This window comes from Pseudomonas cerasi (assembly GCF_027983475.1).
Taxonomy (GTDB): Bacteria; Pseudomonadota; Gammaproteobacteria; order Pseudomonadales; family Pseudomonadaceae; genus Aquipseudomonas; species Aquipseudomonas cerasi.
Genome location: NZ_JAQJVM010000001.1, coordinates 231,070 through 256,181 on the forward strand (window position 1 = coordinate 231,070; position 25,112 = coordinate 256,181).

25 protein-coding genes are annotated in these 25,112 nt (G+C 59.5%); 15 read left to right on the forward strand and 10 right to left on the reverse strand.

The genetic code is table 11. The features are described from left to right. The first annotated feature begins 165 nt into the window (after positions 1-165). The 5 genes from PI739_RS01060 to moaE all read left to right on the forward strand — a co-directional run bounded on the left by PI739_RS01060 (position 166) and on the right by moaE (position 4,328). Entirely contained in the window at positions 166-1,344 is a 1,179-nt protein-coding gene (locus tag PI739_RS01060) for a polysaccharide deacetylase family protein (protein WP_054080675.1), read from the forward strand. Positions 1,345-1,638: 294 nt separating this feature from the next. Then, positions 1,639-3,033, forward strand: a complete 1,395-nt coding sequence (locus tag PI739_RS01065) for a PhoH family protein (protein ID WP_003365383.1) — start codon at positions 1,639-1,641, stop codon at positions 3,031-3,033. A 115-nt stretch (positions 3,034-3,148) separates the two neighbouring features. Further along, entirely contained in the window at positions 3,149-3,634 is a 486-nt protein-coding gene (gene moaC, locus PI739_RS01070; protein ID WP_003341741.1) for a cyclic pyranopterin monophosphate synthase MoaC, read from the forward strand. After that, positions 3,631-3,876 carry a molybdopterin converting factor subunit 1 gene (gene moaD, locus PI739_RS01075; RefSeq protein ID WP_003365381.1) on the forward strand — a complete coding sequence of 82 codons (246 nt, stop codon included), beginning with the start codon at positions 3,631-3,633 and terminating at the stop codon, positions 3,874-3,876. The genes moaC and moaD overlap by 4 nt, the downstream gene beginning before the upstream one ends. Before the next feature lie 2 nt (positions 3,877-3,878). Then, positions 3,879-4,328 carry a molybdopterin synthase catalytic subunit MoaE gene (moaE, locus tag PI739_RS01080; protein WP_003365379.1) on the forward strand — a complete coding sequence of 150 codons (450 nt, stop codon included), beginning with the start codon at positions 3,879-3,881 and terminating at the stop codon, positions 4,326-4,328. A 3-nt stretch (positions 4,329-4,331) separates the two neighbouring features. Here the strand turns inward: moaE and rhlB are convergent, their stop codons facing one another. Both rhlB and PI739_RS01090 read right to left on the reverse strand, forming a co-directional pair. Continuing rightward, positions 4,332-5,789 (reverse strand): ATP-dependent RNA helicase RhlB, encoded by a 1,458-nt coding sequence (gene rhlB, locus PI739_RS01085; protein ID WP_162490649.1) that lies wholly within the window; start codon positions 5,787-5,789, stop codon positions 4,332-4,334. Positions 5,790-5,904: 115 nt separating this feature from the next. After that, positions 5,905-6,564, reverse strand: a complete 660-nt coding sequence (locus PI739_RS01090) for an alpha/beta hydrolase (protein WP_003365375.1) — start codon at positions 6,562-6,564, stop codon at positions 5,905-5,907. 485 nt (positions 6,565-7,049) lie between these two features. On the opposite strand from PI739_RS01090, the gene PI739_RS01095 reads away from it, so the two are divergent. The 5 genes from PI739_RS01095 to PI739_RS01115 all read left to right on the forward strand — a co-directional run bounded on the left by PI739_RS01095 (position 7,050) and on the right by PI739_RS01115 (position 12,610). Further along, the gene (locus PI739_RS01095) at positions 7,050-8,078 is read left to right on the forward strand and encodes an amino acid ABC transporter substrate-binding protein (protein ID WP_003365373.1); all 1,029 of its coding nucleotides are present in this window, start codon (positions 7,050-7,052) and stop codon (positions 8,076-8,078) included. Positions 8,079-8,148: 70 nt separating this feature from the next. Then, positions 8,149-9,330, forward strand: coding sequence for an amino acid ABC transporter permease (locus PI739_RS01100; protein WP_003365371.1), 1,182 nt, complete (start codon positions 8,149-8,151; stop codon positions 9,328-9,330). Positions 9,331-9,340: 10 nt separating this feature from the next. Further along, positions 9,341-10,438, forward strand: a complete 1,098-nt coding sequence (locus PI739_RS01105) for an amino acid ABC transporter permease (RefSeq protein ID WP_003433619.1) — start codon at positions 9,341-9,343, stop codon at positions 10,436-10,438. A gap of 10 nt (positions 10,439-10,448) precedes the next feature. Further along, positions 10,449-11,213 (forward strand): amino acid ABC transporter ATP-binding protein, encoded by a 765-nt coding sequence (locus PI739_RS01110; RefSeq protein ID WP_003365366.1) that lies wholly within the window; start codon positions 10,449-10,451, stop codon positions 11,211-11,213. 167 nt (positions 11,214-11,380) lie between these two features. Then, on the forward strand, positions 11,381-12,610 hold the full coding sequence (locus PI739_RS01115; protein ID WP_042930392.1) for a CynX/NimT family MFS transporter: 1,230 nt from the start codon (positions 11,381-11,383) through the stop codon (positions 12,608-12,610). A 42-nt stretch (positions 12,611-12,652) separates the two neighbouring features. On the opposite strand, the gene PI739_RS01120 is transcribed toward PI739_RS01115, so the two are convergent. Next, positions 12,653-13,591 (reverse strand): aromatic alcohol reductase, encoded by a 939-nt coding sequence (locus PI739_RS01120; protein WP_003433615.1) that lies wholly within the window; start codon positions 13,589-13,591, stop codon positions 12,653-12,655. A 48-nt stretch (positions 13,592-13,639) separates the two neighbouring features. On the opposite strand from PI739_RS01120, the gene PI739_RS01125 reads away from it, so the two are divergent. The 4 genes from PI739_RS01125 (at position 13,640) to PI739_RS01140 (ending at position 15,993) form a co-directional block, all read left to right on the forward strand. Continuing rightward, positions 13,640-14,083 carry a winged helix-turn-helix transcriptional regulator gene (locus PI739_RS01125; RefSeq protein ID WP_054080677.1) on the forward strand — a complete coding sequence of 148 codons (444 nt, stop codon included), beginning with the start codon at positions 13,640-13,642 and terminating at the stop codon, positions 14,081-14,083. Between the two features lie 87 nt (positions 14,084-14,170). Beyond that, positions 14,171-14,662 (forward strand): nuclear transport factor 2 family protein, encoded by a 492-nt coding sequence (locus PI739_RS01130; RefSeq protein ID WP_003433611.1) that lies wholly within the window; start codon positions 14,171-14,173, stop codon positions 14,660-14,662. Continuing rightward, positions 14,655-14,996: a GIY-YIG nuclease family protein gene (locus tag PI739_RS01135; RefSeq protein ID WP_003365356.1), complete on the forward strand. Its 342-nt coding sequence runs from the start codon at positions 14,655-14,657 to the stop codon at positions 14,994-14,996. The genes PI739_RS01130 and PI739_RS01135 overlap by 8 nt, the downstream gene beginning before the upstream one ends. Positions 14,997-15,060: 64 nt before the next feature. After that, on the forward strand, positions 15,061-15,993 hold the full coding sequence (locus PI739_RS01140; RefSeq protein ID WP_054080678.1) for a glutathione S-transferase family protein: 933 nt from the start codon (positions 15,061-15,063) through the stop codon (positions 15,991-15,993). Between the two features lie 61 nt (positions 15,994-16,054). Here PI739_RS01140 and PI739_RS01145 read toward each other — a convergent pair whose 3' ends face one another. Then, on the reverse strand, positions 16,055-16,405 hold the full coding sequence (locus PI739_RS01145) for a glutaredoxin family protein (RefSeq protein ID WP_054080679.1): 351 nt from the start codon (positions 16,403-16,405) through the stop codon (positions 16,055-16,057). 5 nt (positions 16,406-16,410) lie between these two features. Then, the gene (yejK, locus tag PI739_RS01150; RefSeq protein WP_003365349.1) at positions 16,411-17,412 is read right to left on the reverse strand and encodes a nucleoid-associated protein YejK; all 1,002 of its coding nucleotides are present in this window, start codon (positions 17,410-17,412) and stop codon (positions 16,411-16,413) included. Between the two features lie 393 nt (positions 17,413-17,805). On the opposite strand from yejK, the gene PI739_RS01155 reads away from it, so the two are divergent. Then, a complete protein-coding gene (locus PI739_RS01155) occupies positions 17,806-18,087 on the forward strand; it encodes an HU family DNA-binding protein (protein WP_002552279.1) in 282 nt (93 codons plus the stop codon). Positions 18,088-18,511: 424 nt separating this feature from the next. Here the strand turns inward: PI739_RS01155 and rlmF are convergent, their stop codons facing one another. From rlmF to PI739_RS01180, 5 genes are all read right to left on the reverse strand, one after another. Then, positions 18,512-19,498, reverse strand: a complete 987-nt coding sequence (gene rlmF, locus PI739_RS01160; RefSeq protein ID WP_054080680.1) for a 23S rRNA (adenine(1618)-N(6))-methyltransferase RlmF — start codon at positions 19,496-19,498, stop codon at positions 18,512-18,514. 157 nt (positions 19,499-19,655) lie between these two features. Then, positions 19,656-22,502 (reverse strand): valine--tRNA ligase, encoded by a 2,847-nt coding sequence (locus tag PI739_RS01165; protein ID WP_054080681.1) that lies wholly within the window; start codon positions 22,500-22,502, stop codon positions 19,656-19,658. A gap of 188 nt (positions 22,503-22,690) precedes the next feature. Beyond that, positions 22,691-23,125 (reverse strand): hypothetical protein, encoded by a 435-nt coding sequence (locus PI739_RS01170; protein WP_054080682.1) that lies wholly within the window; start codon positions 23,123-23,125, stop codon positions 22,691-22,693. Positions 23,126-23,132: 7 nt separating this feature from the next. Continuing rightward, positions 23,133-23,561 (reverse strand): DNA polymerase III subunit chi, encoded by a 429-nt coding sequence (locus PI739_RS01175; protein ID WP_002552284.1) that lies wholly within the window; start codon positions 23,559-23,561, stop codon positions 23,133-23,135. A gap of 57 nt (positions 23,562-23,618) precedes the next feature. Beyond that, complete coding sequence (locus tag PI739_RS01180) at positions 23,619-25,109, reverse strand: leucyl aminopeptidase (RefSeq protein ID WP_003365340.1); 1,491 nt, start codon at positions 25,107-25,109, stop codon at positions 23,619-23,621. Positions 25,110-25,112: the final 3 nt, after the last annotated feature.

A 25,112-nucleotide genomic window follows, 5' to 3' on the forward strand; every position in this document is an offset into this window, starting at 1 on the left:
CTGACAGCCTGCGACTCCAGCTATGGTGGCGATAGAGACCGTTCCGCGGGTGATGCCAGCATGACCTGCGGCTTTGTATGCGCGCCGACATAAGAAGGCCGGCGCATATCAGCTATAGTGGCGCGCTGGTCATGACGTTAATGGTTGATCGAGAGGACATCGGGTTTGCGTATCGTTTTAGCAGTGTGTGCAGGTCTGTTCTGGCTTCAGGCGCAGGCGGCAGCGCCGGTCATCGCCACCATTGACCGCAGCGTCTGGCCTGAACGGCTCGAGACGCCGGGGTTGTTCGACGTCGCGTCGCGTGCGGAGATCCTCGCCTTTGCCCACGAGTTGTACCTGAGCGAAAAGCTCGACGAGGAGGGCCTCAAGCAGCGCCTCGGCCTGCGCTTCGTCAACGTGCCGTCGTTGAATGTGGTTCGTCATCGGCTGTGGCTGCGGTTGCTGGAGAACTACCAGAACGCACAGAAGAGCTGTGAGCAGGACGCCAATTTCTGTGTGCTGGTCGAGGACATGGATCAGTTGCGGCAGCGCGCCGAGGAATACCAGGTATCCAACGATTCGTTCTATGCCAACTGGGCCAGACCCAGCGCCGCATTCCACCAGCGTTACCTGAACGAGCTGCTGTTCATGGCAGCCCTGTTTCCGCAGACCAGCAGCGAGATCGAACGCTACAACTCCGATGAGATGAGCGGCGACGAGATGCCGGATCGCACCTTCATGCTCAACTTCGAAAGTGGCCCGAGCCCGGCCGACGGTGGTACCGACTGGCTGGCTGACTTTATGCGCCAGCAGAAAATGACCGCCACCTTCTTCGTGCTGGGCAAGAGTCTTCAGGAGCGTCTCGAAAGCACGTCGGTTGCAGGTTTGCAGGCGCTGTATCGCCAGCAGTGTGTGGGCATCCAGGGCTGGGAGTACCGTTCGCACAGTCAGTGGCTGGACTGGCAGAATTCAGTGCAACGCAGCGCGGCACTGGTTCAGCAGGTGTTGCCGGACAACTTCGTGCCGCTGTTTCGCCCTCCTTATGGCCATCGACGTGCCGACAGCGGCAACTTCTTCCGCACCGAGCATTTGCGCGTGTCATTGTGGAATATCGACGCCGAAGACGACACCGGAAGGCTTTCTGCAGAGCAGGTGGGCGACCGTGTACTGACCCTCATGCTGCTCTGGCGCAAAGGGACGGTGGTATTCCACGATGTGGCCAACAAGGCGCAGTCGGCGCTGCCACTGCTGCTGGCCAATACCGCGCAAAGCGAGTTGATCTGGGACGATTGCCGAAATATCTCTGAAGCGCCCGAAGAACAAGGGCTGCAGAGCAGTGAAGAGGCTGCGCCGGAAGGGGAATGAAGGCAGATTCGGCGTGGGTGGACTTCCGACTTTAAACGTGCGGGGTACGTCCGCCAAGTCCTATTCGTCAGGCTGTGAAATAAACTTCAAAAAACTGTCAAAGAGCTTTTTTCTGTCATCCCTTTTGCTGTATTACGAATACAGACCGCCGAAACCTGCAACACAGGTGGCGTCTTCCAAGACCCACCTTGAGCGACATTTCTGCCCTGCCTGAAGGGGAGAATCCGGCGGCCTTTTCGTGGCGCAGTACTGTCGTGGTTCTGCGTCGCCCGGCTTCTACAAAGGTGAGCGAGTATGGATGACCACGGACGCACCCCTTCCACCAACCAGCCAATCCTTTACGTGCTCGATACCAACGTATTGATTCATGATCCAAACGCACTGCTGAACTTCGAAGAACACCACGTCGCCATCCCCATGACGGTTCTGGAGGAACTGGACAAACTCAAGGCCGGTAAACATTCGGTTGCTGCCGAATGCCGTCAGGCCATCCGTCTGATCGACAAGACCCTGGGCGAAGCTTCGCCTGAGGAAGTCGAGAAGGGCGTGCCCATCGATCGTGGTACAGGCGTGCTCAAGGGCTACCTGTCGATTTTGATGAGCAAACGCGAGGAACCCAACAGCCTGCTGCCCGAGCACCTGAACGACAACATCATTATCAACCAATTGATTGACCTGCATGCGCGCAACAAGGACTTGAGCGTCGTGCTGGTGACCAAAGACATCAACATGCGCCTCAAGGCGCGCGCCTGTGGCATTGCTGCCGAGGATTACAGTACAGACCAACTGGTCGACGACGTTTCACTGTTGTCGCGTGGCTACCATGACATGACCGGTTCGTTCTGGGACCGCGTCAGCAAGGTCGATACGCGTCAGGAGCGTGGTCGTACCTGGCACCGCGTGCAGCTCACTGAAATGCTGCCGGCGGTTCATATCAACGAGTTCATTGTCGATGAGCAGGGTTTTGTCGGCTGGATCAAAGGCGTCAAGAACGACGAACTGCTGATTCTCGACATGCACCAGGAGCCTTTGCTGCATCAGGAGGCCTGGGGGCTGAAGCCGCGCGATATCTATCAGGGGCTGGCGCTGTTTGCGTTGCTCGACCCGGATATTCATCTGGTCAACCTGTCAGGCGCTGCGGGCTCGGGTAAAACCATTCTGGCCCTGGCCGCTGCCATCGAGCAGACCATGGTCACCAAGCGCTATCGGCGCATCATCGCCACCCGCAGCGTTCAGGGGCTGGATCAGGAAATCGGTTTCCTGCCCGGCACCGAGGCGGAGAAGATGGAGCCGTGGCTCGGCGCTATCACCGATAACCTCGAAGCGCTGCACATGGATGACGAAAACACCCATGGCAGTGTCGATTACATCCTCAGCAAGGTGCCGTTGCAGTTCAAATCCCTCAACTACATTCGAGGTCGCAGCTTCCAGCAAAGTCTGATTCTGATCGATGAATGCCAGAACCTGACCCCGCACCAGATGAAAACCATCATCACGCGTGCCGGTGCCGGTTCCAAAGTGGTCTGCCTGGGCAACCTGGCGCAGATCGACACCCCTTACCTGTCGGCCACCAGTTCCGGGCTGACCTACCTGACGGAGCGCTTCAAGGACTTCCCGAACGGCGTGCACATCACCCTGCAGGGCGTGCCTCGCTCGATACTGGCCGAATACGCGGAGAGTCATTTGTAAATCAGATGCATGCGGGGAGCCCATGTGTGAATGGGTTCCTTGCTTGCAGCTCACGGCTTGTAGCGTGTAACTGCCACTCCCTCTACACTTCTTGCTTCTGCCAAGGAGTAACGTTGTGCTCACTCATCTCGATTCCCAGGGTCGCGCCAATATGGTTGATGTCACGGATAAAGCCGTGACGTCCCGTGAGGCGGTGGCCGAAGCCTTTGTGCGCATGCTGCCGACGACGCTGCAAATGATCGTCAGCGGTGGTCATCCCAAGGGTGACGTGTTTGCCGTCGCACGTATCGCCGGTATTCAGGCGGCGAAGAAAACCAGCGATCTGATCCCGCTTTGCCATCCATTGATGCTCACCAGCATCAAGGTCCACCTCGCCGCTGAGGGTGATGATGCCGTGCGCATCACCGCGAGCTGCAAGCTGGCCGGGCAGACCGGTGTGGAAATGGAAGCCCTGACGGCCGCCAGCGTTGCCGCGCTGACCATTTACGACATGTGCAAGGCCGTAGACCGGGGCATGGTCATCGAGTCGGTCCGGCTGCTGGAGAAGCTGGGCGGCAAGAGCGGTCACTTCATTGCCGATCAGGCACAGGTATCGTCATGAAGGTTCAGGTCCAGTATTTTGCCCGTTACCGTGAAGTCCTGGGCGTGGACAACGAGTCCGTCGAAGGCGAGTTCGCTACGCTGGATGCGTTGCGCCAGACGCTGCTGCAGCGTGGCGAGGCCTGGCAGGTGCTTGCCGAACAGAACCTGATGTGTGCTCGCAACCAGGAACTGTGCAAGCCGACCGAGCCGTTGGCCGATGGCGATGAAGTCGCGTTCTTTCCGCCCGTGACCGGAGGTTGATGATGAGCGTTCGCGTCCAGGCGGCAGCCTTCGACCCAGGCACTGAAGTCAACGCGCTGCATGCTGCCAACCTCGGCATCGGCGCAGTGGTCAGTTTTGTCGGCTATGTTCGGGATTTCAATGAAGGGCGCGAAGTGTCCGGCATGTTTCTCGAGCACTATCCGGGGATGACCGAGAAGGCACTGGCAAAAATCGTTACCGAGGCCGAACAGCGCTGGCCCTTGCTGCGCGTCGATGTGTTGCACAGGGTAGGGGCGCTGGAGCCTGGCGAGCCGATTGTGTTCGTCGGCGTTGCCAGCGCGCACCGTCAGGCGGCGTTCGAAGCCTGTGATTTCGTCATGGACTACCTCAAGACCCGCGCGCCGTTCTGGAAGCGTGAAAACACGTCAGAAGGCACGCGCTGGGTGGAAGGTCGTCACAGCGATCACCAAGCGGCTGATCGCTGGAAGTAAGCATCAGGCGTTGCTGCGTACCACGGCCCTGAGCAAATGAGTCGGCGGTGTCTCGCAACTGATCTTGCGGCCCAGTTTTTCCTCGATGGCGGGCAACTGGTAAGAGTCATCCTCACCGGCAAAACTGATCGACACGCCATCGGCGCCGGCGCGACCGGTACGGCCGATGCGGTGCACATAATCGTCCGGCACTTCGGGCAGGGTGAAGTTGATCACGTGGCTGATGCCGTCGATGTGAATGCCGCGACCGGCCACATCGGTGGCGACCAGCACGCGGATCTTGCCTTCGCGGAAGCCTTCAAGGGTCTTGATGCGCTTGTGCTGAGGCACATCGCCTGACAGCTGCGCCGCGTTAACGCCATCGCGCACCAGACGCTCTTCGATGCGCCGGACTTCGTCCTTGCGGTTGGCGAAGACCATCACCCGTTCCCAACCGTTGTCGGTCACCAGGTTGTAGAGCAGCTTGTACTTGTCGGCGCCGGCGACGGCATAGATATGCTGTTCGACGTTGTCACTGGCAACGTTCAGCGATTCGATCTCGACGATCGAAGGGTCCGTCGTCCACTGCTTGGCGAGGTTCATCACGTCCTCGGTGAAGGTCGCGGAGAACAGCAGGGTCTGGCGCTCACCCTTGTGCGGCGTCTGACGAATGATCTGACGTACCTGCGGGATGAAGCCCATGTCCAGCATGCGGTCGGCTTCGTCGAGGACCATCACTTCGACCATGTCCAGATGCACTTCGCCGCGCTGGTTGAAGTCCAGCAGACGGCCAGGCGTGGCGACCAGGATGTCGCAGTGCCGTGCTTCGAGTTGTTTGAGCTGCTTGTCGAAGTCCATGCCACCGACGAACGTCATGACGTTCAGGTTGGTGTACTTGGTCAGGTCGGCGGCGTCCTTGGCGATCTGCACCACCAGCTCGCGGGTCGGTGCGATGATCAGCGCGCGCGGCTCACCCATGTAGCGTTCTGCAGGCGGCGGCGTCTGGGTCAGCTGTTCGATGATCGAGATCAGAAACGCAGCGGTCTTGCCGGTGCCGGTCTGGGCGCGTCCGATCGCATCCTTGCCCTTGAGGGTGAAGCCCAGTACGCCCGCCTGGATCGGTGTGCAGTACGGGAAACCCAGGTCCTGAATCGCATGCATCAGTTCAGGCGCGAGGTTGAAGTCGTGGAAGCGGGTCTTGCCTTCCTGGGGTTCGACGACGAAATCTTCGAGTTTCCAGGCCGGCGCGGGCGGTTTTGTCACGCGCTCGCGACGCGGGCGCTCGGCCCTCGGCTTGTCGGTGCGCGGCGCTCTGGCTTTGGAGGGCTCGCTGGTCGTGTCCAGAGCCTGAGTCTGGACAGCATGATCCGGTGTGTCGCCTGTGGCAGCGGGAGAGGTGGGAATAGAGGTTATCGGAGTAGGCGCAGGCTGCTCAGCCTCGCTCTTACCGAACATCTTTTTAAGTGCTTTGAGCACGGTCATCTCATCAATTGGTTAAGGAATGTACGCCGAGCAGTGTAAAGCAAGAACCGTGCTCGGCGTAGTGCCATCCATGGCGAGCTACAAAAGCGGTCCGTCGCAAGGGGCTCAGAGCGCTTCAGCGAAGCCGTTCAGCCAGCCAGACGCCGATGTCGCGAATTTCCTCCGGTAACACTTGATGCTCCATTGGGTATTCCTGCCATTGAACGGTTACACCCTGGGCGGTGAGGTGGTCGTAGACGGCGCGGCCCATTGGATAATGCACAACCGCGTCGTGCTTGCCGTGCAGGCAGTAGGCCGGGATGCGTTGCTGACTCGCCGACAGGGTCATCTCGTTGCTGAATGTAGGGGCATAAGTGGACAGCGCGAGTACGCCGCCCAATGGGCCCTGCCAGCGACGGTAGCCAGCGTGCAAGACCACCGCGCCCCCCTGGGAAAAACCGGCCAGGAAGATTCGCGCCGGGTCGATGCCGCTGTCGCGCTGCTGCTCGATCAGGTCCAGCACCTTCTGCGCCGAGGCTTCCATCTGATCATGATCAATGGCCCGGGCCTCTGAACTCATGGACTTGATGTCATACCAGCTGGGCATTTCATAACCGCCATTGACGGTCACGGCGCGCGTCGGTGCCTGAGGCAGTACGAAGCGGGTGGTGCGCAACGACTCCTGCAGCGCCTCGGCGACCGGCAGAAAATCATAGCGGTCGGCACCCAATCCATGCAGCCAGATAACGCAGGCGTCGGCGGGGCTGGAAGGTTCAATGATCAAAGAATCGCTCATGACTGCTCCATTTGTGTGCGCGGGCTCTTTTTGAGCGCATTAATAAGGTGCGCGGGTAGATTAAAAATGAAAGAAGATGTCGCAAGGTTACAAGTTTTTGTCTTGACCTGTCGCTAATTCGACTTAGCCAGCATGCTGGTACGGGCTTTGCTACAGCAGGACTGGAGTCGAGTCGCTCACATCGTTCGGTAACACTATAAGGCTATTACTTATAGCGATCGAAAAGCAGCTCGGGAGTCCATGCGTCAGGATTCGCGGCACGATTCAACCTGTACCGCTCCGGTCCGGGAAAATCATGGGGTTTCAGTCCACGGGGCCGATTCTGAATGATGAAGACGAATGACGGGATGATCCTGCAGGCAATTCATGATTCAGGCCCAGCGTTGCATGACCCAAAAATAAGCCAGCACGGGTCATTAGCGCCTCACAAAGGTGCGACGCGACTGAGACACCTACACAACAAAGAGCAAACTGGAGGTTTTTGAATGAAGATGTTGAAATCTACCCTGGCTGTCGTCACCGCCTTGGCCGCATTCGGTGTGACCGGGGCTGCCAACGCCGGTGCCACGCTTGACGCTATTCAGAAGAAGGGTTTCATCCAGTGCGGCGTCAGCGATGGCCTGCCAGGGTTTTCCGTTCCGGACTCCACCGGCAAGATCACCGGTATCGACGCTGACGTCTGCCGCGCCGTTGCAGCCGCTGTGTTCGGCGACGCCACCAAGGTCAAGTTCAGCCAGTTGAACGCCAAGGAGCGCTTCACCGCGTTGCAATCCGGCGAGATCGATATCCTTTCGCGTAACACCACCTGGACCAGTTCCCGTGATGCGGGCATGGGCCTGGTGTTCACCGGCGTTACCTACTACGACGGTATCGGCTTCCTGGTAAACAACAAGCTGGGCGTGAAAAGCGCCAAGGAACTGGACGGTGCAACCATCTGCATCCAGGCCGGTACCACCACCGAGCTGAACGTCTCCGACTACTTCCGTTCGAACGGCCTGAAATACACCCCGATCACCTTCGACACCTCTGACGAAAGCGCCAAGTCGCTGGAAGGCGGCCGTTGCGACGTGTTGACTTCCGACCAGTCGCAGCTCTACGCACAGCGCAGCAAGCTGGCCAAGCCGGACGATTACATCGTTCTGCCTGAAGTGATCTCCAAGGAGCCTCTGGGCCCTGTCGTGCGTAAAGGCGACGAAGACTGGTTCTCGATCGTTCGCTGGACCCTGTTCGCCATGCTCAACGCCGAGGAAGCCAAAATCACTTCCAAGAACGTTGAAGCTGAAGCCAAGTCGACCAAGAACCCCGACGTAGCCCGTATGCTGGGCGCCGACGGTACTTACGGCAAGGACCTCAAGCTGCCGAAAGACTGGGTCGTGCAGATCGTCAAGCAGGTCGGTAACTACGGCGAAGTGTTTGAACGCAACCTGGGCGAAGGCACCCCGCTGAAAATCAAGCGTGGTCAGAATGCTCTGTGGAATGCCGGTGGCATCCAGTACGCTCCACCTATTCGTTGATTGACCCGGCGCCCGACAGGCTTCCCAGCCTGTCGGGCGTTGTTCTGTTGGATTTTTCCTGGGGCATTTCATGGAAAAGCAAATCGTCGCACCCAAGCAAAAGCTCTCTCTGAGCGATCCGAAAGTGCGCGCGTGGTTATTTCAGATCATCACTGTCGTGGCGGTGATCGCGTTGGGCTGGTTCATCTTCGACAACACCCAGACCAACCTGCAACACCGTGGTATTACCTCGGGCTTCGGTTTTCTTGAAAACAGTGCCGGTTTCGGTATTGCTCAGCACCTGATCGACTACAGCGAAGCGGACAGTTATGCCCGTGTGTTCGTCATCGGTTTGCTGAATACCTTGCTGGTGTCGGTTATCGGTATTGTCCTGGCGACCTTGCTGGGCTTTGTCATTGGTGTCGCTCGCCTGTCTCCGAACTGGATGATCAGCAAGCTGGCCACCGTGTATGTCGAAGTCTTCCGCAACATTCCGCCACTGCTGCAAATCCTGTTCTGGTACACCGCCGTATTCCTCACGCTGCCCGGTCCGCGTCAGGCGCATGGTTATCTGGACATGTTCTTCGTCAGCAGCCGCGGGCTTAACATGCCCAGAGCGTTGCCTGCCGAAGGCGCCTGGGCATTCCTGGTCAGTCTGGTTGTTGCCGTGATCGCCATCGTCATGATGGTGCGCTGGGCCAACAAACGCTTCGAAGCCACTGGCCAGCCGTTTCACAAGTTCTGGGTCGGCCTGGCATTGTTGCTGGTCATCCCCGGTCTGAGCATGCTGATCTTCGGCAGCCCGGTGCATTGGGAACTGCCACAACTGAAGGGCTTCAATTTCACGGGCGGCTGGGTGCTGATCCCTGAACTGATCTCCCTGACCCTGGCACTGACCATCTACACCGCGGCGTTCATCGCTGAAATCGTGCGTTCCGGCATCAAGTCGGTCAGCCACGGCCAGACCGAAGCTGCCCGCTCACTGGGCCTGCGCCCTGGGCCGACGCTGCGCAAGGTGATCATTCCGCAGGCGCTGCGCGTGATCATTCCGCCGCTGACCAGTCAGTTCCTGAACCTGGCGAAAAACTCTTCTTTGGCAGCAGCCATCGGGTATCCGGAAATGGTTTCCCTGTTTGCCGGTACGGTGCTCAACCAGACCGGGCAGGCGATTGAAGTCATTGCCATCACCATGAGTGTGTACCTGGCGATCAGTATCAGCATTTCCCTGCTGATGAACTGGTACAACAAGCGCATTGCGCTGATCGAGCGGTGAGGAAAAGCGCATGACAACTCATACTTTCAAACCTGATATGCCACCACCGGGCAAAGTGTTCGGCCCGATGGCGTGGATGCGGCAGAACCTGTTCTCCAGCTGGATCAACACCCTGCTGACCCTGTTCTCCCTGTATCTGATCTATCTGGTCGTGCCGCCTATCATCAGTTGGGCCCTGCTGGACGCCAACTGGGTCGGCACGACCAAGGCAGACTGCACCAAGGCGGGCGCCTGCTGGGTGTTCATCGAGCAGCGCTTCGGTCAGTTCATGTACGGCTACTTTCCCAATGAGCTGCGTTGGAGGGTCGACCTGACCGCTATCCTGGCGATCGTCGGCGCTGCGCCGCTGTTCATTTCGAAGTTTCCGCGCAAGGCTGTCTACGGTATCGCCTTCCTGGTGATCTATCCGGTTGTTGCGTTCTACCTGCTGCATGGCGGCGCGTTCGGTCTGACCAACGTACCGACCAGCCAGTGGGGCGGTCTGATGCTGACCCTGGTGATCGCTACCGTGGGTATCGTCGGTGCCTTGCCGCTGGGTATAGTTCTGGCGCTCGGTCGTCGCTCAAACATGCCCGCTGTGCGCGTGGTGTGCGTGACGTTCATCGAGTTCTGGCGCGGCGTGCCGCTGATCACCGTGCTGTTCATGTCGTCGGTCATGCTGCCGCTGTTCATGCCAGAGGGCATGAACTTCGACAAGCTGCTGCGTGCGCTGATCGGCGTCATCCTGTTCCAGTCCGCGTACATTGCCGAAGTGGTGCGTGGCGGCATGCAGGCCATTCCCAAGGGGCAGTACGAAGCAGCCTCGGCGATGGGCCTGGGTTACTGGCGCAGCATGGGGCTGGTGATCCTGCCGCAGGCGCTGAAGATGGTTATTCCCGGCATCGTCAACACCTTCATTGCATTGTTCAAAGACACCAGTCTGGTGATCATTATCGGTCTGTTCGACCTGCTCAACAGCGTCAAGCAGGCTACCGCCGACCCGGCATGGCTGGGTATGGCCACTGAAGGCTACGTCTTCGCGGCCCTGGTGTTCTGGATCTTCTGTTTCGGTATGTCCCGCTATTCCATGCATTTGGAACGTAAGCTGGACACAGGCCACAAGCGTTAGGAGTTTTGTGATGAGTGAAGTTATCAATAAGCCTCTGGGCGCTGAAGGCATGATCCGCATGGAGGGCGTACACAAGTGGTACGGCCAGTTCCATGTACTCAAGGACATCAACCTGAATGTGCGTCAGGGTGAACGTATCGTGCTGTGCGGCCCGTCGGGTTCGGGCAAGTCGACCACCATTCGCTGCCTCAACCGTCTGGAAGAGCATCAGCAGGGTCGTATCATCGTCGACGGCACCGAGCTGACCTCGGACCTGAAGCAGATCGAAACCATTCGCCGTGAAGTGGGCATGGTGTTTCAGCACTTCAACCTGTTTCCGCACCTGACCATCCTGCAGAACTGCACGCTGGCGCCAATGTGGGTGCGTAACATGCCGAAAAAGAAGGCTGAAGAAATCGCCATGCACTATCTGGAGCGTGTGCGTATTCCGGAGCAGGCCCACAAGTTTCCGGGTCAGCTTTCCGGTGGTCAGCAGCAGCGTGTGGCGATTGCCCGTGCCTTGTGCATGAAGCCGAAAATCATGCTGTTCGATGAGCCGACTTCGGCGCTTGACCCGGAAATGGTCAAGGAAGTGCTCGACACCATGGTCGGTCTGGCTGAAGAAGGCATGACCATGTTGTGCGTAACCCACGAGATGGGCTTTGCCCGTACCGTGGCAAACCGGGTGATCTTCATGGACAAGGGCGAAATCGTCGAACAGGCTGCGCCGAACGACTTCTTCGATAACCCGCAGAGCGACCGTACCAAGCTGTTCCTCAGCCAGATCATTCACTGAGTGGACATCTGCTGAACAAGGAAACCGGGCCATGTGCCCGGTTTTTTTATGCCTGTCGTCGCTGTGCGGGTTGTATGCAATTGCGCTGAACCTTGTATTCGCGATGATTCTCCAACAGGATACCGACCCCCTGAAAAGGGTCGACATACCTGATGACCGAGAAACTGATGACTGCCAAGGCTCAACCCAGCCCCCAACCGACTACCGATCAACCCCATTCTGCTTTGAAGCGCCCCTGGCTGCTGTTGCTGGGCCTGGTGCTGGTTGCCCTCAACCTGCGCCCAGCGTTGTCCAGCATTGCGCCACTGCTCAATACAGTTTCAGACAGCCTCGGCATGTCCGCCGCCGAAGCCGGACTGCTGACCACCTTGCCGGTCCTGTGTCTGGGCTTGTTCGCGCCGCTGGCACCGATTCTTGCCCGCCGGTTTGGCAGTGAGCGCGTGGTTCTGGTGGTACTTCTGACGCTGGCAGCAGGTCTGGCAGTGCGCAGTCTGTTTGGCCAGATCGGGCTGTTTTCCGGCAGTCTGCTGGCGGGCGCGAGCATCGGAATCATCGGCGTGCTGCTGCCGGGTATCGTCAAACGTGATTTCCCGCGCAAGGCCGGAGCCATGACCGGTGTCTACACCATGGCCTTGTGCCTGGGCGCGGCAATTGCAGCGGGTTCGACGGTGCCGCTGAGTCAGTACGTTGGTGGCAGTTGGCAGATTGGCCTGGGTTTCTGGCTGGTTCCTGCGCTGATTGCCGCAGCGCTGTGGCTTCCGCAGGCGCGTGAGGTGCATGGCACGCATCGCGATGTCTACCGGGTCCGCGGTTTGTTGCGTGATCCACTGGCCTGGCAGGTCACGCTGTACATGGGCCTGCAATCTTCGCTGTCGTACATCGTTTTCGGCTGGTTGCCGTCGATCCTCATCGGTCGCGGCCTGACGCCGACCCAGGCCGGTCTGCTGCTGTCCGGCTCGATCATCGCGCAAGTCATCAGCGCGCTGGCGGTGCCTTATCTGGCCACACGCGGCAAGGATCAGCGTCTGGCGATCATGCTGGTCATGTCGCTGACCCTGATCGGCCTGTTCGGCTGCCTGTACGCGCCACTCGGCGGTCTGTGGGGCTGGGCGATCCTGCTGGGCATCGGGCAGGGCGGCACGTTCAGTCTGGCGCTGGCCTTGATCGTCCTGCGCTCGCGTGACTCACATGTCGCTGCCAATCTGTCGAGCATGGCGCAAGGCTTCGGCTACACCATCGCCTCGACCGGCCCGTTTGCCGTGGGCGTGGTGCATGACATGACCGGCAGCTGGAGCGCGATTGGCTGGATCTTCGCGGTACTCGGGCTGGGCGCCATCATCGCGGGCATGGGTGCCGGTCGGGCTCTGCAGGTGCAGGTCAGTAGCGAGAAGGTTTGATTTTCGATGATTGTTGATCGCTAGGACCGGGCTTGAGCTGCTTCAGGTCTGAGCCAGATTGGCCAGGGCCCATTGTTCGGCACTGGTGACGCTCAGCCCTGATTTCGCGTTGTAGGTACGGGCGACGTCCCATGCCACGCCTCGGCCCATGGCAAAGACTGCCCGGTATTTGCGCAGATTGTCATCCGGCATTTCCGTCAGATCGGCCTGCAACTGCGCAACACTCCATACGTGCCGCTCGATGTCGCGCCCCGTGACACGCTCCACAAGATCGGCCAGCCCGGCGTACGTCAATGTGTCGCCAGCGGTGTACACCACCTGATTCACTATGCGCGGCTCGTGCATCACGATGGCAGCAGTCAGCCTGCCAATGTCCTCTGCGGTGGTGACTGTCACGGCCGTATCGAGGCTGCCCAGCGCATTGATCCGACCGCCTTGCAGATCGACGACACCGAACGCGGGTTCGAACAGGAAGCTTGTAAACATACCGGTCGAAACGATTACCCACTCGGTTTGCTGCTGGGCGCGCAGCTTTTCTCGTACATCGAGTTGCTCATCGAACAGATCCTGAGGGCTGCCCCGGCCGATAAGGTCGTAGTCAACGCCGAACTGCCAGGGCAGGTAGCGTTTTATGCCGGCCTTGAGCGCCGCATCGGTCAGTTTGCGTTGAGTGCCCCGGCCAGCGGCAAAACCCGCACAACTGATTACCGTGTCATAGCGCTTCATGACAGTGGCTAGTTCATCCACGGTGGCATCGGCCAGATCGGCGGTTTCGATGGCAATGTTCAGCGCGCGGATTTCTTCGATTTCCACACGCTTGGCGGGCGCTTGAGTGCTCAAGCTGCTCTGGCGCAGCAGTACGGCAATGCTCAAGTCATATGCTCCGGCTTTCTCGACCAGCCCTCGCAGCACGGCGAGCCCAAGCTCTCCTGCGCCTATTACCAGAATGCGTTGTTTGACGTTTGCGTTATCGGCTTGCATGGTGACCCCTTTGGACAGTCTTTCAATTCAGGCGGGAGAGATGCTGGCATGCCTGTCGACATACAAAAAGTAGGCACATCGGTGATACCGGGCGGGCTGGACGCGCAGGAAGTGGTCAGACGCTCCGAAGCGGCCTGTGCTGCGCTCAGCGATGATGAGGATGGTCTCAAGCGCGATATTCTCGGCCACGCCGGAAACCGCTGGTCATTGGGCGTGGTACATGCCCTCGGCCTCAGCAGCCCTTTGCGCCATGCCGAATTGCGCCGAAAGCTGCACGGTGTCACCCAGCGCATGCTCACTCATACCTTGCGCCAGCTTGAACAGGACGGGTTGATCACTCGCCATGACTACTGCGAGAAGCCGCTCAGGGTGGAATATTCGTTGACCGACCTGGGCATGGGGCTGCTGGTACAAATGATTCCGCTGTGGACTTGGGTGATTGAAAATTCAGAGGCGTTCAGTGCAGCGCGAAATCGTTATCCGGACAGGTAAAAGTGATGGTTGATGCGCCATCAACCCTCGCCATTTTCAGCGGCGCCGCTTATCGTGCACGGATAATTCGCCAAGGGATGTGCACGCATGAACTACGAGGAACAAAGTCAGGCCAACAGCGCACTGATCACCCGCTTTTATGAGGCGTTTGCGCAGCTGGATGCCGAGGCGATGAGTGCCTGTTATACCGATGACGTGCTGTTCAGCGACCCGGCCTTTGGTGAATTGCGTGGCGCTCAGGTCGGCGACATGTGGCGCATGCTGACTTCCCGGGCGAAGAATTTCTCGGTGGTCTTCGATCAGGTGCGAGCCGATGACCAGACTGGCAGTGCGCACTGGGTGGCGACGTACCTGTTCAGCCAGACCGGGCGCACGGTAGTGAACGATATTCAGGCCCGGTTCGTGTTCCGCAATGGCAAGATCTGCGAGCATCACGATCATTTCGACATATGGCGCTGGTCGCGTCAGGCCCTGGGTTTGAAGGGCCTGTTGCTTGGCTGGACGCCTTTGGTACGCAATGCCGTGAGGGCTCAGGCGCTCAAGGGTCTGAAGACCTTTTCAGAGAATCGCCGTGCCTGAGGTTGCCAGCACCGCGAGTGCGCCGACTGCCGAACAGGCGGTCGGCAAACCCTGGTTTGTCTATCTGGTGCGCGCTGCCAACGGCTCGCTGTACTGTGGCATCAGTGATGATCCGCAGCGCCGATTCGCTATGCACCAGAGCGGCAAGGGCGCGCGCTTTTTCTCTTCGAGTCCGGCGATGGCACTGGTCTACGTTGAACAATGGCCCAGCAAGGGCGAGGCGTTGCGCCATGAGCGGCTGATCAAGAAGCTCAAAAAAAGCGCCAAAGAGGCGTTGGCTGCCAGCTACGCAACGTCATCGATCCATGAGCGTGATGCCGTCCCATCAGTTTGAGGCTGTGTGCGGGCAGGGTGCTGCGGGTTAAGCTGTGTTTTTCCCATGTGCACAGAGGCTGAACATGTCCGAGTTGATCCTTCACCACTACCCCACGTCGCTGTTCGCCGAAAAAGCCCGCCTGATGCTGGGCTTCAAAGGCCTCACATGGCGTTCGGTGACTATCCCTTCGATCATGCCCAAGCCTGACCTGACTGCATTGACGGGCGGTTATCGCAGAACCCCGGTGTTGCAGGCGGGTGCGGACATCTACTGTGACACTGCGCTGATGGCGCGGCGTCTGGAGCAGGAAAAAGCGTCGCCGGCGTTTTATCCGAAGGGGCAGGAGTTCACGGTTGCCGGCCTGGCCGCCTGGGCCGATTCGGTGTTGTTCATGCATGCCGTGAGCCTGGTGTTTCAGCCTGAATCAATGGCTGTGCGCTTTGCCAAGGTGCCACCAGACGCCGCCAAGGCGTTCGTCGCCGACCGTTCGACGCTGTTCAACGGCGGCACTGCGTCGCGCCCGCCTGTGGAGCAGGTCAAACACCAATGGCCTACGCTGATGTCGCGTCTGGAACTGCAACTCTCGCACGGCGGTGACTTCCTGTTCGGCGTACCGTCGATTGCCGATTTCTCGGTCGCCCATACATTGTGGTTTCTCAAGCAGACGCCGGTCACTGCACCCTTTGTCGATGATTATCCGAGTATCAGGGCCTGGCTCGATCGTGTGCTGGGTTTTGGCCATGGCACGTTCAGCGACCTGAGCTCGGCAGATGCCATCGACATCGCCAGAAACGCCACGCCTGCGTCGTTGCCGGATGAAACCTTCGTCGATCCAAATGGCTTCAAGGCAGGCGACAAGGTCGCGGTTTCTGCAGTCGACTATGGCGTCGAAGCGGTTGAGGGCGAGCTGGTATTTACCGGCCGCGAAGAACTGATCCTGCGCCGCGAGGACGAACGTGCAGGTGTCGTGCACGTACACTTCCCGAGAATGGGCTATCGGATCGAGAAGCGCTGAGGTTCTACGATGCTCTGCGTCGCAAGGAGGACGCAGAGCATTGGCACAATAGTCAGGTAGGCTACTTCAGCGCCGCCAGTATCTGATCCGGGTCAAACCCCCTGATCAGCGTGCCGTTGACGTCGATCAGCGGGATGCCTCTGCCGCCCAGCGCTTCATAGGCCTTGCGGCCTTCTTCCGACTTCTCGATGTCGAACTCCTGATACGCAATCCCCTTGCTGTCCAGAAAACGCCGGGTCTGCTTGCAGTAGCCGCACCAGTCAGTGGCGTACATCACCACTTTTGCCTGGCTGTAGCGCTGCGCGACGTCTGCCGGGGGAGGGTTGACGACATTCTCGATCCTGCCCCAGTTCTGGTAAATCACCACCACCAGCATGATCAGGGCGAACTTCTTCAGGGTGCGCAGCAGCATGTTGATTACCGCCGCTTCAACTGGTCGGTCAGTTGCGTCGGCAGCCCCTTGATGATCAGGGTGCCGGCGGTTTCGTCGTATTCGATCTTGTCGCCCAACAGGTGGGCCTCAAAACTGATCGACAGGCCCTCGGCGCGGCCGGTGAAGCGGCGGAACTGGTTGAGGGTGCGCTTATCCGCCGGTATTTCCGGGGACAGGCCGTAATCCTTGTTGCGGATGTGATCATAGAACGCGCGCGGACGATCTTCGTCGATCAGCTCGGACAGCTCTTCCAGGCCCATCGGTTCGCCCATCTTGCTCTGACTGCTGGCGTAGTCGACCAGGGTCTTGGTCTTCTCGCGAGCCGATTCTTCCGGCAGGTCTTCGCTTTCAACGAAATCACTGAACGCCTTGAGCAGGGTGCGGGTTTCGCCGGGGCCATCCACGCCTTCCTGGCAACCGATGAAGTCGCGGAAGTACTCGGAAACCTTCTTGCCGTTCTTGCCCTTGATGAACGAGATGTATTGCTTGGACTGTTTGTTGTTCTGCCACTCGGAAATATTGATCCGGGCGGCGAGGTGCAATTGGCCAAGGTCCAGGTGTCGGGACGGGGTCACGTCCAGTTCGGCATTCACTGCCACGCCTTCGCTGTGGTGCAGCAGGGCGATGGCCAGGTAGTCGGTCATGCCTTGCTGATAATGGGCAAACAGCACGTGGCCACCCACTGACAGATTGGATTCTTCCATGAGCTTTTGCAGGTGCTCGACCGACACCCGCGAGAACGCCGTGAAGTCGCTGCCACCGTCGATGTATTCCTTCAGCCAGCCACTGAATGGATGTGCGCCGGACTCGGGATGGAACAGGCCCCATGCCTTGCCCTGTTTGGCGTTATAGCTTTCGTTGAGGTCGGCCAGCATGTTCTCGATGGCCTGGGACTCAGCGAGTTCGGAGTCGCGTGCATGGAGAACAGCGGGCGTACCGTCGGGTTTCTTCTCGATCAGGTGGACGATGCAGTGACGGATCGGCATGGGCTTCTCGGCTGAAAAAGGTGAAGAGCGTGCGGCTCGTTGCAAGGTGCCCAGTGTAACGCACGCATGCGCCTGATGGCCCGGGGCAGGCTGGTTTTCGCCTGCAGCGAGTGTTTGCTGGGTGTTTTTTGTGCAATTAGCATTAAAACCTGACCAAAAGGATAGGTAGAGGCGGATATTTGCCCGGCTCTGTGCTAGTTTTGCGCGGTCTTGCGCACTTAGCGCGTCAAGCATGCAGTTAGCGCACACGTAGGTCGAACCATTACCCGGTTTCAGTATCTACACTTTCGCGATTAATCGTGGCTGCTAGCGGGTGGCCAGGTTCGTTGCCTGGCCACGGGCCGACGTTGCGCTCTGCAATCCAAATGAATTTGATAGGGAAGGAACACCACCATGGCTCTTACTAAAGACCAATTGATCGCCGATATCGCTGAAGCTATCGACGCGCCAAAAACCACCGCGCGTAATGCTCTTGAGCAATTGGGCCAAATTGTTGCCGACCAATTGGAAAACGGCGTGGAAATCACTTTGCCAGGTATCGGCAAACTGAAAGTTGCAGAGCGTCCGGCTCGCACTGGCCGCAACCCTTCGACTGGCGCTGCCATCGAAATCGCTGCCAAGAAAGTTATCAAGTTCGTTCCAGCCAAAGTGCTGACCGACTCGATCAACAAGTAAGCAACCGCTTGCTGTGAAAAAGCCGTGCACCGGTTAACCGGGCACGGCTTTTTTGTGGGCGTCTGATCACAGATCTGTGCCGCACGGCACACTCAAGAGAGGACGCAGAGCGTCCAGAACGGCATGCGACGCGGAGCGTCGCACGATAGTCGAGGCTGAGGCATGTCGGCGGAGTGTCGTACGGTAGTTGAGATTATCGTTCCTCACGCTCCAGCGTGGGAATGCCTTGCGTGACGCTCCGCGTCACAGATCTGTGCTGCACTGCATACTCAAGAGAGGACGCAGAGCGTCCAGAACGGCATGCGACGCGGAGCGTCGCACGATAATCGAGATTAAGGCCTGCCGACGCGGCGTCGCACGATAGTCGAGATTAAGGCCTGCCGACGTGGCGTCGCACGATCGTCGATGCGGCACGATAGCCTTATCAGTGGGGTGTGCGTTGTGCCTTGTCAAGGAAGGTCCAGGCCACGAAGCGGCTTTGTTTCTGGCCCTGGCCCATCTCGACTACCTTTACTTCAAGCGCGCCGGCTTTTTTCAGGGCGCTCTGGATCGGCGGCAGGTTGGATGCCTTGGACACCAGGGTGCTGAACCACACCACCTGGCCCGGCAATGTGGCGCTTTCCTGGATCAATTGGGTCACGAAGCCAATCTCGCCGCCTTCGCACCACAACTCCTGAGATTGCCCGCCGAAGTTGAGAACCGGCAGCTTGCGCTTGGGATCCGCCTTGCCCAGTGCGCGCCATTTTCGTTGGCTGCCACGCTGCGCTTCTTCCAGCGAAGCATGGAAGGGAGGGTTGCAGAGGCTCACGTGGAAGCGTTCGCTGCTGTCGAGCAACCCGAGCAGGATTTGCTTGCGATTGCCCTGCTGGCGCACGCTGATGGCCTTGCTGAGGCCATTGGCTTTGATGATCGTGGTAGCCGCCGCGATGGCCGTGCTGTCGATGTCCGAACCCACGAACTGCCAGCCATAGTCGCTGTGCCCCAGCAGCGGGTAGATACAATTGGCGCCGGTGCCGATGTCCAGCGCCTTGATGGATGCACCGCGGGGTATCACGCCTTCATGGTCTTCAGCCAGCAAGTCGGCGAGGAAGTGCAGATAGTCCGCGCGCCCCGGAATCGGCGGGCACAGGTAATCGGCCGGAATGTCCCAATGGGCAATGCCATAGAACGCTTTGAGCAGCGCGCGGTTGAACACCCGTACCGCCTGCGGATTGGCGAAGTCGATGCTTTCCTTGCCGTAAGGATTGAGGATCACGAAGGCTGCCAGTTCGGGGCTGGATTTAATCAGCTTCGCAAAGTCGTACTGGCCCTGATGCCGATTGCGCGGGTGCAAGGTGGCCTTTTCACGCGGCGCAGCAGGTTTGGCTGGCCGCTGAGGCTTCTTGCGCGGTGGTTTGCGGGTATCGGTCATGGATTCGATTGTCAGCCGTGAGGTTGAGTTGCCTGGCTTATTCGCGAGCAAGCGACGTGTCGCCTTCGGCGTGACAGGCCTTGCTCGCGAATAAGTCAGTACAGAAGTTCAGATAACAAAAAGCCAGCCCATAATCGGGCTGGCTTTTCTGGCCACCTTACAGGCTGGCGATGCGTGCGTGTTGCTCGGCCAGCTTGCCCAGTGCCTGTTCGGCTTCGGTCAGCTTGGCGCGTTCCTTGGCGATGACTTCAGGCGGTGCCTTGTCGACGAAGGAGGCGTTGGACAGCTTGCCGCCGACGCGTTGCACTTCGCCTTGCAGACGCTGGATTTCCTTGTCCAGGCGCGCCAGTTCGGCCCCTTTATCGATCAGCCCGGCCATCGGCACCAGTACTTCCATGTCACCGACCAGCGCGGTGGCGGACAGCGGTGCTTCTGCGCCTTCGGTCAGCACGGTCATGGATTCGAGCTTGGCGAGCTTCTTGAGCAGGTAATCGTTTTCGCTCAAACGACGCTGATCTTCGGCGCTGACGTTCTTGAGGAACAGTTGCAGCGGCTTGCCCGGACCGATGTTCATCTCGCCACGGATGTTACGCACGGCGAGCATCAGGCCCTTGAGCCATTCGATGTCGTCTTCGGCCGCCTGATCGATGCGTGCTTCGTTGGCCACCGGCCAGGGTTGCAGCATGATGGTCTTGCCTTGCGCACCGGCCAGCGGCGCGAGGCGCTGCCAGATTTCTTCGGTGATGAACGGCATGAACGGGTGCGCAAGACGCAGCGCGACTTCCAGAACGCGGACCAGCGTGCGGCGTGTGCCGCGCTGACGCTCGACCGGCGCTGTTTCGTCCCACAGTACGGGCTTGGACAGCTCCAGATACCAGTCGCAATACTGGTTCCAGATGAACTCGTACAATGCCTGGGCAGCGAGGTCGAAGCGGAACTGATCCAGTTGGCGGGTCACTTCGGCTTCGGTGCGTTGCAACTGCGAGATGATCCAGCGATCAGCCAGCGACAGTTCGACCGCTTCGCCGTTCTGGCCGCAGTCCTCGCCCTTGTCCAGTACGTAGCGCGCTGCGTTCCAGATCTTGTTGCAGAAGTTGCGGTAGCCTTCGACGCGGCCCATGTCGAACTTGATGTCGCGACCGGTGGACGCCAGCGAGCAGAAGGTAAAGCGCAGGGCGTCGGTGCCGTAGCTGGCGATGCCTTCGGCGAATTCCTGACGGGTCTGCTTCTCGATCTTTTTCGCCAGTTGCGGCTGCATCAAACCACTGGTGCGTTTCTCTACCAGCGTTTCGAGGTCGATACCGTCGACGATGTCCAGCGGGTCAAGCACGTTGCCCTTGGACTTGGACATCTTCTGGCCCTGACCGTCGCGCACCAGACCATGCACATAGACGGTCTTGAACGGGACTTGCGGCGTACCGTCCTCGTTCTTCACCAGGTGCATGGTGAGCATGATCATCCGGGCGACCCAGAAGAAAATGATGTCGAAGCCAGTGACCAGTACGTCGGTGGAGTGGAAGGTCTCCAGTGCCTTGGTCTTTTCCGGCCAGCCGAGCGTGGAGAAGGTCCACAGGCCCGAGCTGAACCAGGTGTCCAGTACGTCGTTGTCCTGCTGCAGCGCGATTTCCGGCCCCAGGTTGTTTTTCGCCCGGACCTCGGCTTCGTCGCGGCCGACGTAAACCTTGCCGGATTCGTCGTACCAGGCCGGAATGCGGTGGCCCCACCAGAGCTGGCGGCTGATGCACCAGTCCTGGATGTCGCGCATCCACGAGAAGTACATGTTTTCGTACTGCTTGGGCACGAACGCGATGCGGCCGTCTTCGACAGCGGCAATCGCAGGCTCGGCCAATGGCTTGGTGGAGACGTACCACTGATCGGTCAGCCACGGCTCGATGATGGTGCCGGAACGGTCGCCTTTCGGCACCTTAAGGGCGTGATCATCGACACTGACCAGCAACCCGGCGGCGTCGAACGCAGCAACGATCTGCTTGCGCGCTTCGAAGCGGTCCAGCCCGGCGTAGGCGGCAGGCAGGCTGCCGTCGACGCTTTCGTTCAGCGTGCCATCGAGGTTGAACACCTGAGCGGCGGGCAATACGTTGGCATTCTTGTCGAAAATGTTCAGCAGCGGCAGGTTGTGGCGTTTGCCGACTTCATAGTCGTTGAAGTCATGCGCCGGGGTGATTTTCACGCAGCCGGTGCCGAATTCAGGGTCGCAATAGTCATCCGCGATGATCGGGATGCGGCGGCCTACCAGTGGCAGTTCGACGAACTTGCCGATCAATGCCTTGTAGCGCTCGTCCTGTGGGTTCACCGCGACGGCGGCATCACCGAGCATGGTTTCCGGGCGAGTGGTGGCCACGATCAGGTAATCCAGACCTTCGGCGGTCTTTGCGCCGTCAGCCAGTGGATAACGCAGGTTCCACAGATGACCTTTCTCGTCATGGTTCTCCACTTCGAGGTCGGAAATGGCGGTGTGCAGCTTGGTGTCCCAGTTGACCAGGCGCTTGCCACGGTAGATCAGGCCGTCTTCATGCAGGCGCACGAAGGCTTCCTTCACCGCTTCGGACAGGCCGTCGTCCATGGTGAAGCGCTCGCGGCTCCAGTCGACGGACGAGCCCAGGCGGCGGATCTGACGGCTGATGTTACCGCCGGACTCGGCTTTCCATTCCCAGATCTTGTCCAGAAACTTCTCGCGGCCCAGTTCATGACGGCTTACGCCTTGCGCTTCGAGACGACGCTCGACCAGCATCTGCGTGGCGATGCCGGCGTGGTCGGTGCCCGGTTGCCACAGCGTATTGCGGCCCTGCATGCGACGGAAACGGATCAGTGCATCCATGATCGCGTTATTGAAACCGTGGCCCATGTGCAGGCTGCCGGTGACGTTCGGCGGCGGGATCATGATGGTGTACGAGTCACCCACGCCTTGCGGAGCGAAGTAGTTCTCGGACTCCCAGGTCTGGTACCAGGAAGTTTCGATGGCGTGCGGCTGGTAAGTCTTGTCCATGCGCGGCGGGAACCTGTGGCATTGATTCGGAAACCGGTAAGTATAGACCTGACGGCCAGCGACAAGCCATAAGTGCCGGGCCACAACTGGCAGATCTGTCAGTAGGCGGCGAGTGGTCCGAGGGTCGGCTGGCGGCTCTGATACGCTCGCAGTCAGTTACCCGAGGTGCAGGTCCCGAGCCAGAAACTTCACTTCTGCTGCTGCGCCAATAGCCGCTCCAGCCTTGCCTCCAGCCGACGCTTGATTTCGTTTTCGATATGCGGGGCGAAGTCGTCGATCACGTCCTGCATGATCAATTGCGCGGCTGCGCGCAACTCGCTGTCCAGATGTAACAGTGCATCAGGGTTGGGCTGCGCTTGCGGCTGGGCTGTCTGCTGCACCTGCGGGGCGGGCGCTGTATGGGCATCAGGTGTCAGTGTCGGGATGTCGTCTTCGTCGAAGTCCTGTTGATACGCCGCGTCGGGGCGAGTGCCGACGACATCGAACAACAGGGGAATCTGGCCTTCGGGACGAGCCGTGTCGTTCGACACGGGGGAGTGTGCGGGGTCATCGCCGAGCAGTTGGCGGATCGACTCGAGGTCGTTCAGCAAGTGCGCGGATTCAGCTTTTTTTGAAGTATCCATCGTGTCCTCAAAGGCGCTGCAGTCGGTGATCTTGCGGAGGATAGCCCTGTTCGCGATAAGAACGGAAACTCTCGCGTGCGGCAAGACGTATGGCGGGGTCTTCGACAACGACTTCGGCCACGCGGGCGAAACGTTTGAAGAAGGCCGGAATGCTCAGGTCGAGGTTGACCAGCAGGTCACTGTGTTCGCCCGAGTCGTCGCCCAGGCCCAGTACCACGGCAGCATCGTGATCGCTCTCGGCGTCGCCATGGGGTAGAAACACTTCACCTCTGAAACGCCAGAGCCGGGCATCGAGGTCCTCACGCTGCGCAGCATCGCTGCAATGCAGATAGACCTTGTGACCCAGGCGCCAGGCCTTTTCCGTCAGCTTGCAGGCAAAGTCCAGGCGGGCCGCAGGATCGGCGCTGGGCAGGATGTAGAAGTCGACTTGAGTCATGTGGGTTCCAGAACCGGAGGCGTATCGACTGTGCAGTCGATACGCCAGGGTCTCTTTTTATACGCCGGCGCGGTCGAGCAGGTATTGGGTCAGCAGCGGAACCGGACGCCCGGTGGCGCCTTTTTCCTTGCCGCCGCTCAGCCATGCAGTGCCGGCGATGTCCAGGTGAGCCCAGTGGTAGGCCTTGGTGAAGCGCGACAGAAAGCAGGCCGCGGTGATGGTGCCGCCTTTCGGGCCGCCGATGTTGGCGATGTCGGCGAACGGGCTATCGAGTTGCTCCTGGTACTCATCGAACAACGGCAACTGCCAGGCACGGTCATCGGCCTGTTTGCCCGCGTCGAGCAACTGATTGATCAGCGCGTCGTTATTGCCCAGCAGGCCGGAGGTGTGGCCGCCCAGTGCAACGACGCAGGCGCCGGTCAGGGTTGCGATATCGATGACCGCCTGCGGCTTGAAACGCTCGGCGTAGGTCAGTGCATCGCACAGCACCAGACGGCCTTCGGCGTCGGTGTTGAGGATTTCGACGGTCTGGCCGCTCATGGTCGTGACGATGTCGCCCGGACGTGTCGCGGTGCCGCTCGGCATGTTTTCGGCACAGGCCAGAATGCACACCAGATTGATCGGCAGCTTCAATTCGAGCACCGCACGCAGGGTGCCGAACACGCTGGCAGCGCCGCACATGTCGAACTTCATCTCGTCCATGCCCGAGGCAGGCTTGATGCTGATGCCGCCGGTATCGAAGGTGATGCCTTTACCGACCAGCACGAACGGCTGGTCGCCTTTTTTGGCACCCTGATAGTTCATGACGATGAGGCGCGGCGGCTGGGCGCTGCCCTGTGCTACCGCGAGGAAAGAACCCATGCCCAGGTCGGCCAGTTTCTTCTCGTCGTGGACTTCCACTTTCAGGTTCTTGTGTGCCTTGCCCAGCGCCTTGGCTTCTTCGCCCAGGTAGGTCGGATGGCAGATGTTCGGCGGCAGATTGCCGAGGTCGCGGGTCAGTGCCATGCCGGTGGCGATTGCCTGAGCGTGAGTCGACGCGCGTTCGACATCGGCCGCCTTGACCTTGTCGGTCAGCAGAGTGATTTTCTTCAGGGCGCGAACTTCGGCCTTCTGGCTCTTGAAGCGGTCGAAGACGTATTCACCGTCGGCCAGGGCTTCGACCAGCAGACGAGCCATGCCATAGGTGTCGCGGTTTTTCACCGCCAGGTCATCGAGCGCGATCGCTGCATCGGTACCGCCCAGGCCCTTGAGGCAGGTGAGCGCTGCGCCGACGAGTTTTTTCAACTGACGGTCCGACAGCTCGTCTTCCTTGCCCGTACCCACCAGCAGCACGCGTTCGGCCTTGATGTTGGGCAGATTGTGCAACAGCAGGCTCTGGCCGACCTTGCCGGCCAGATCGCCGCGCTTGAGGATCAGCGAAATGGCTCCGCCGCTGAGGATATCCACCGTCCTGGCCGCACCGGCCAGTACACGGCTTTCACCCACGGTGACCACCAGCGTTGCGGTTTTCAAGGTTTCTGGGCTTACGCTTTTAACAACCAATTCCATGTG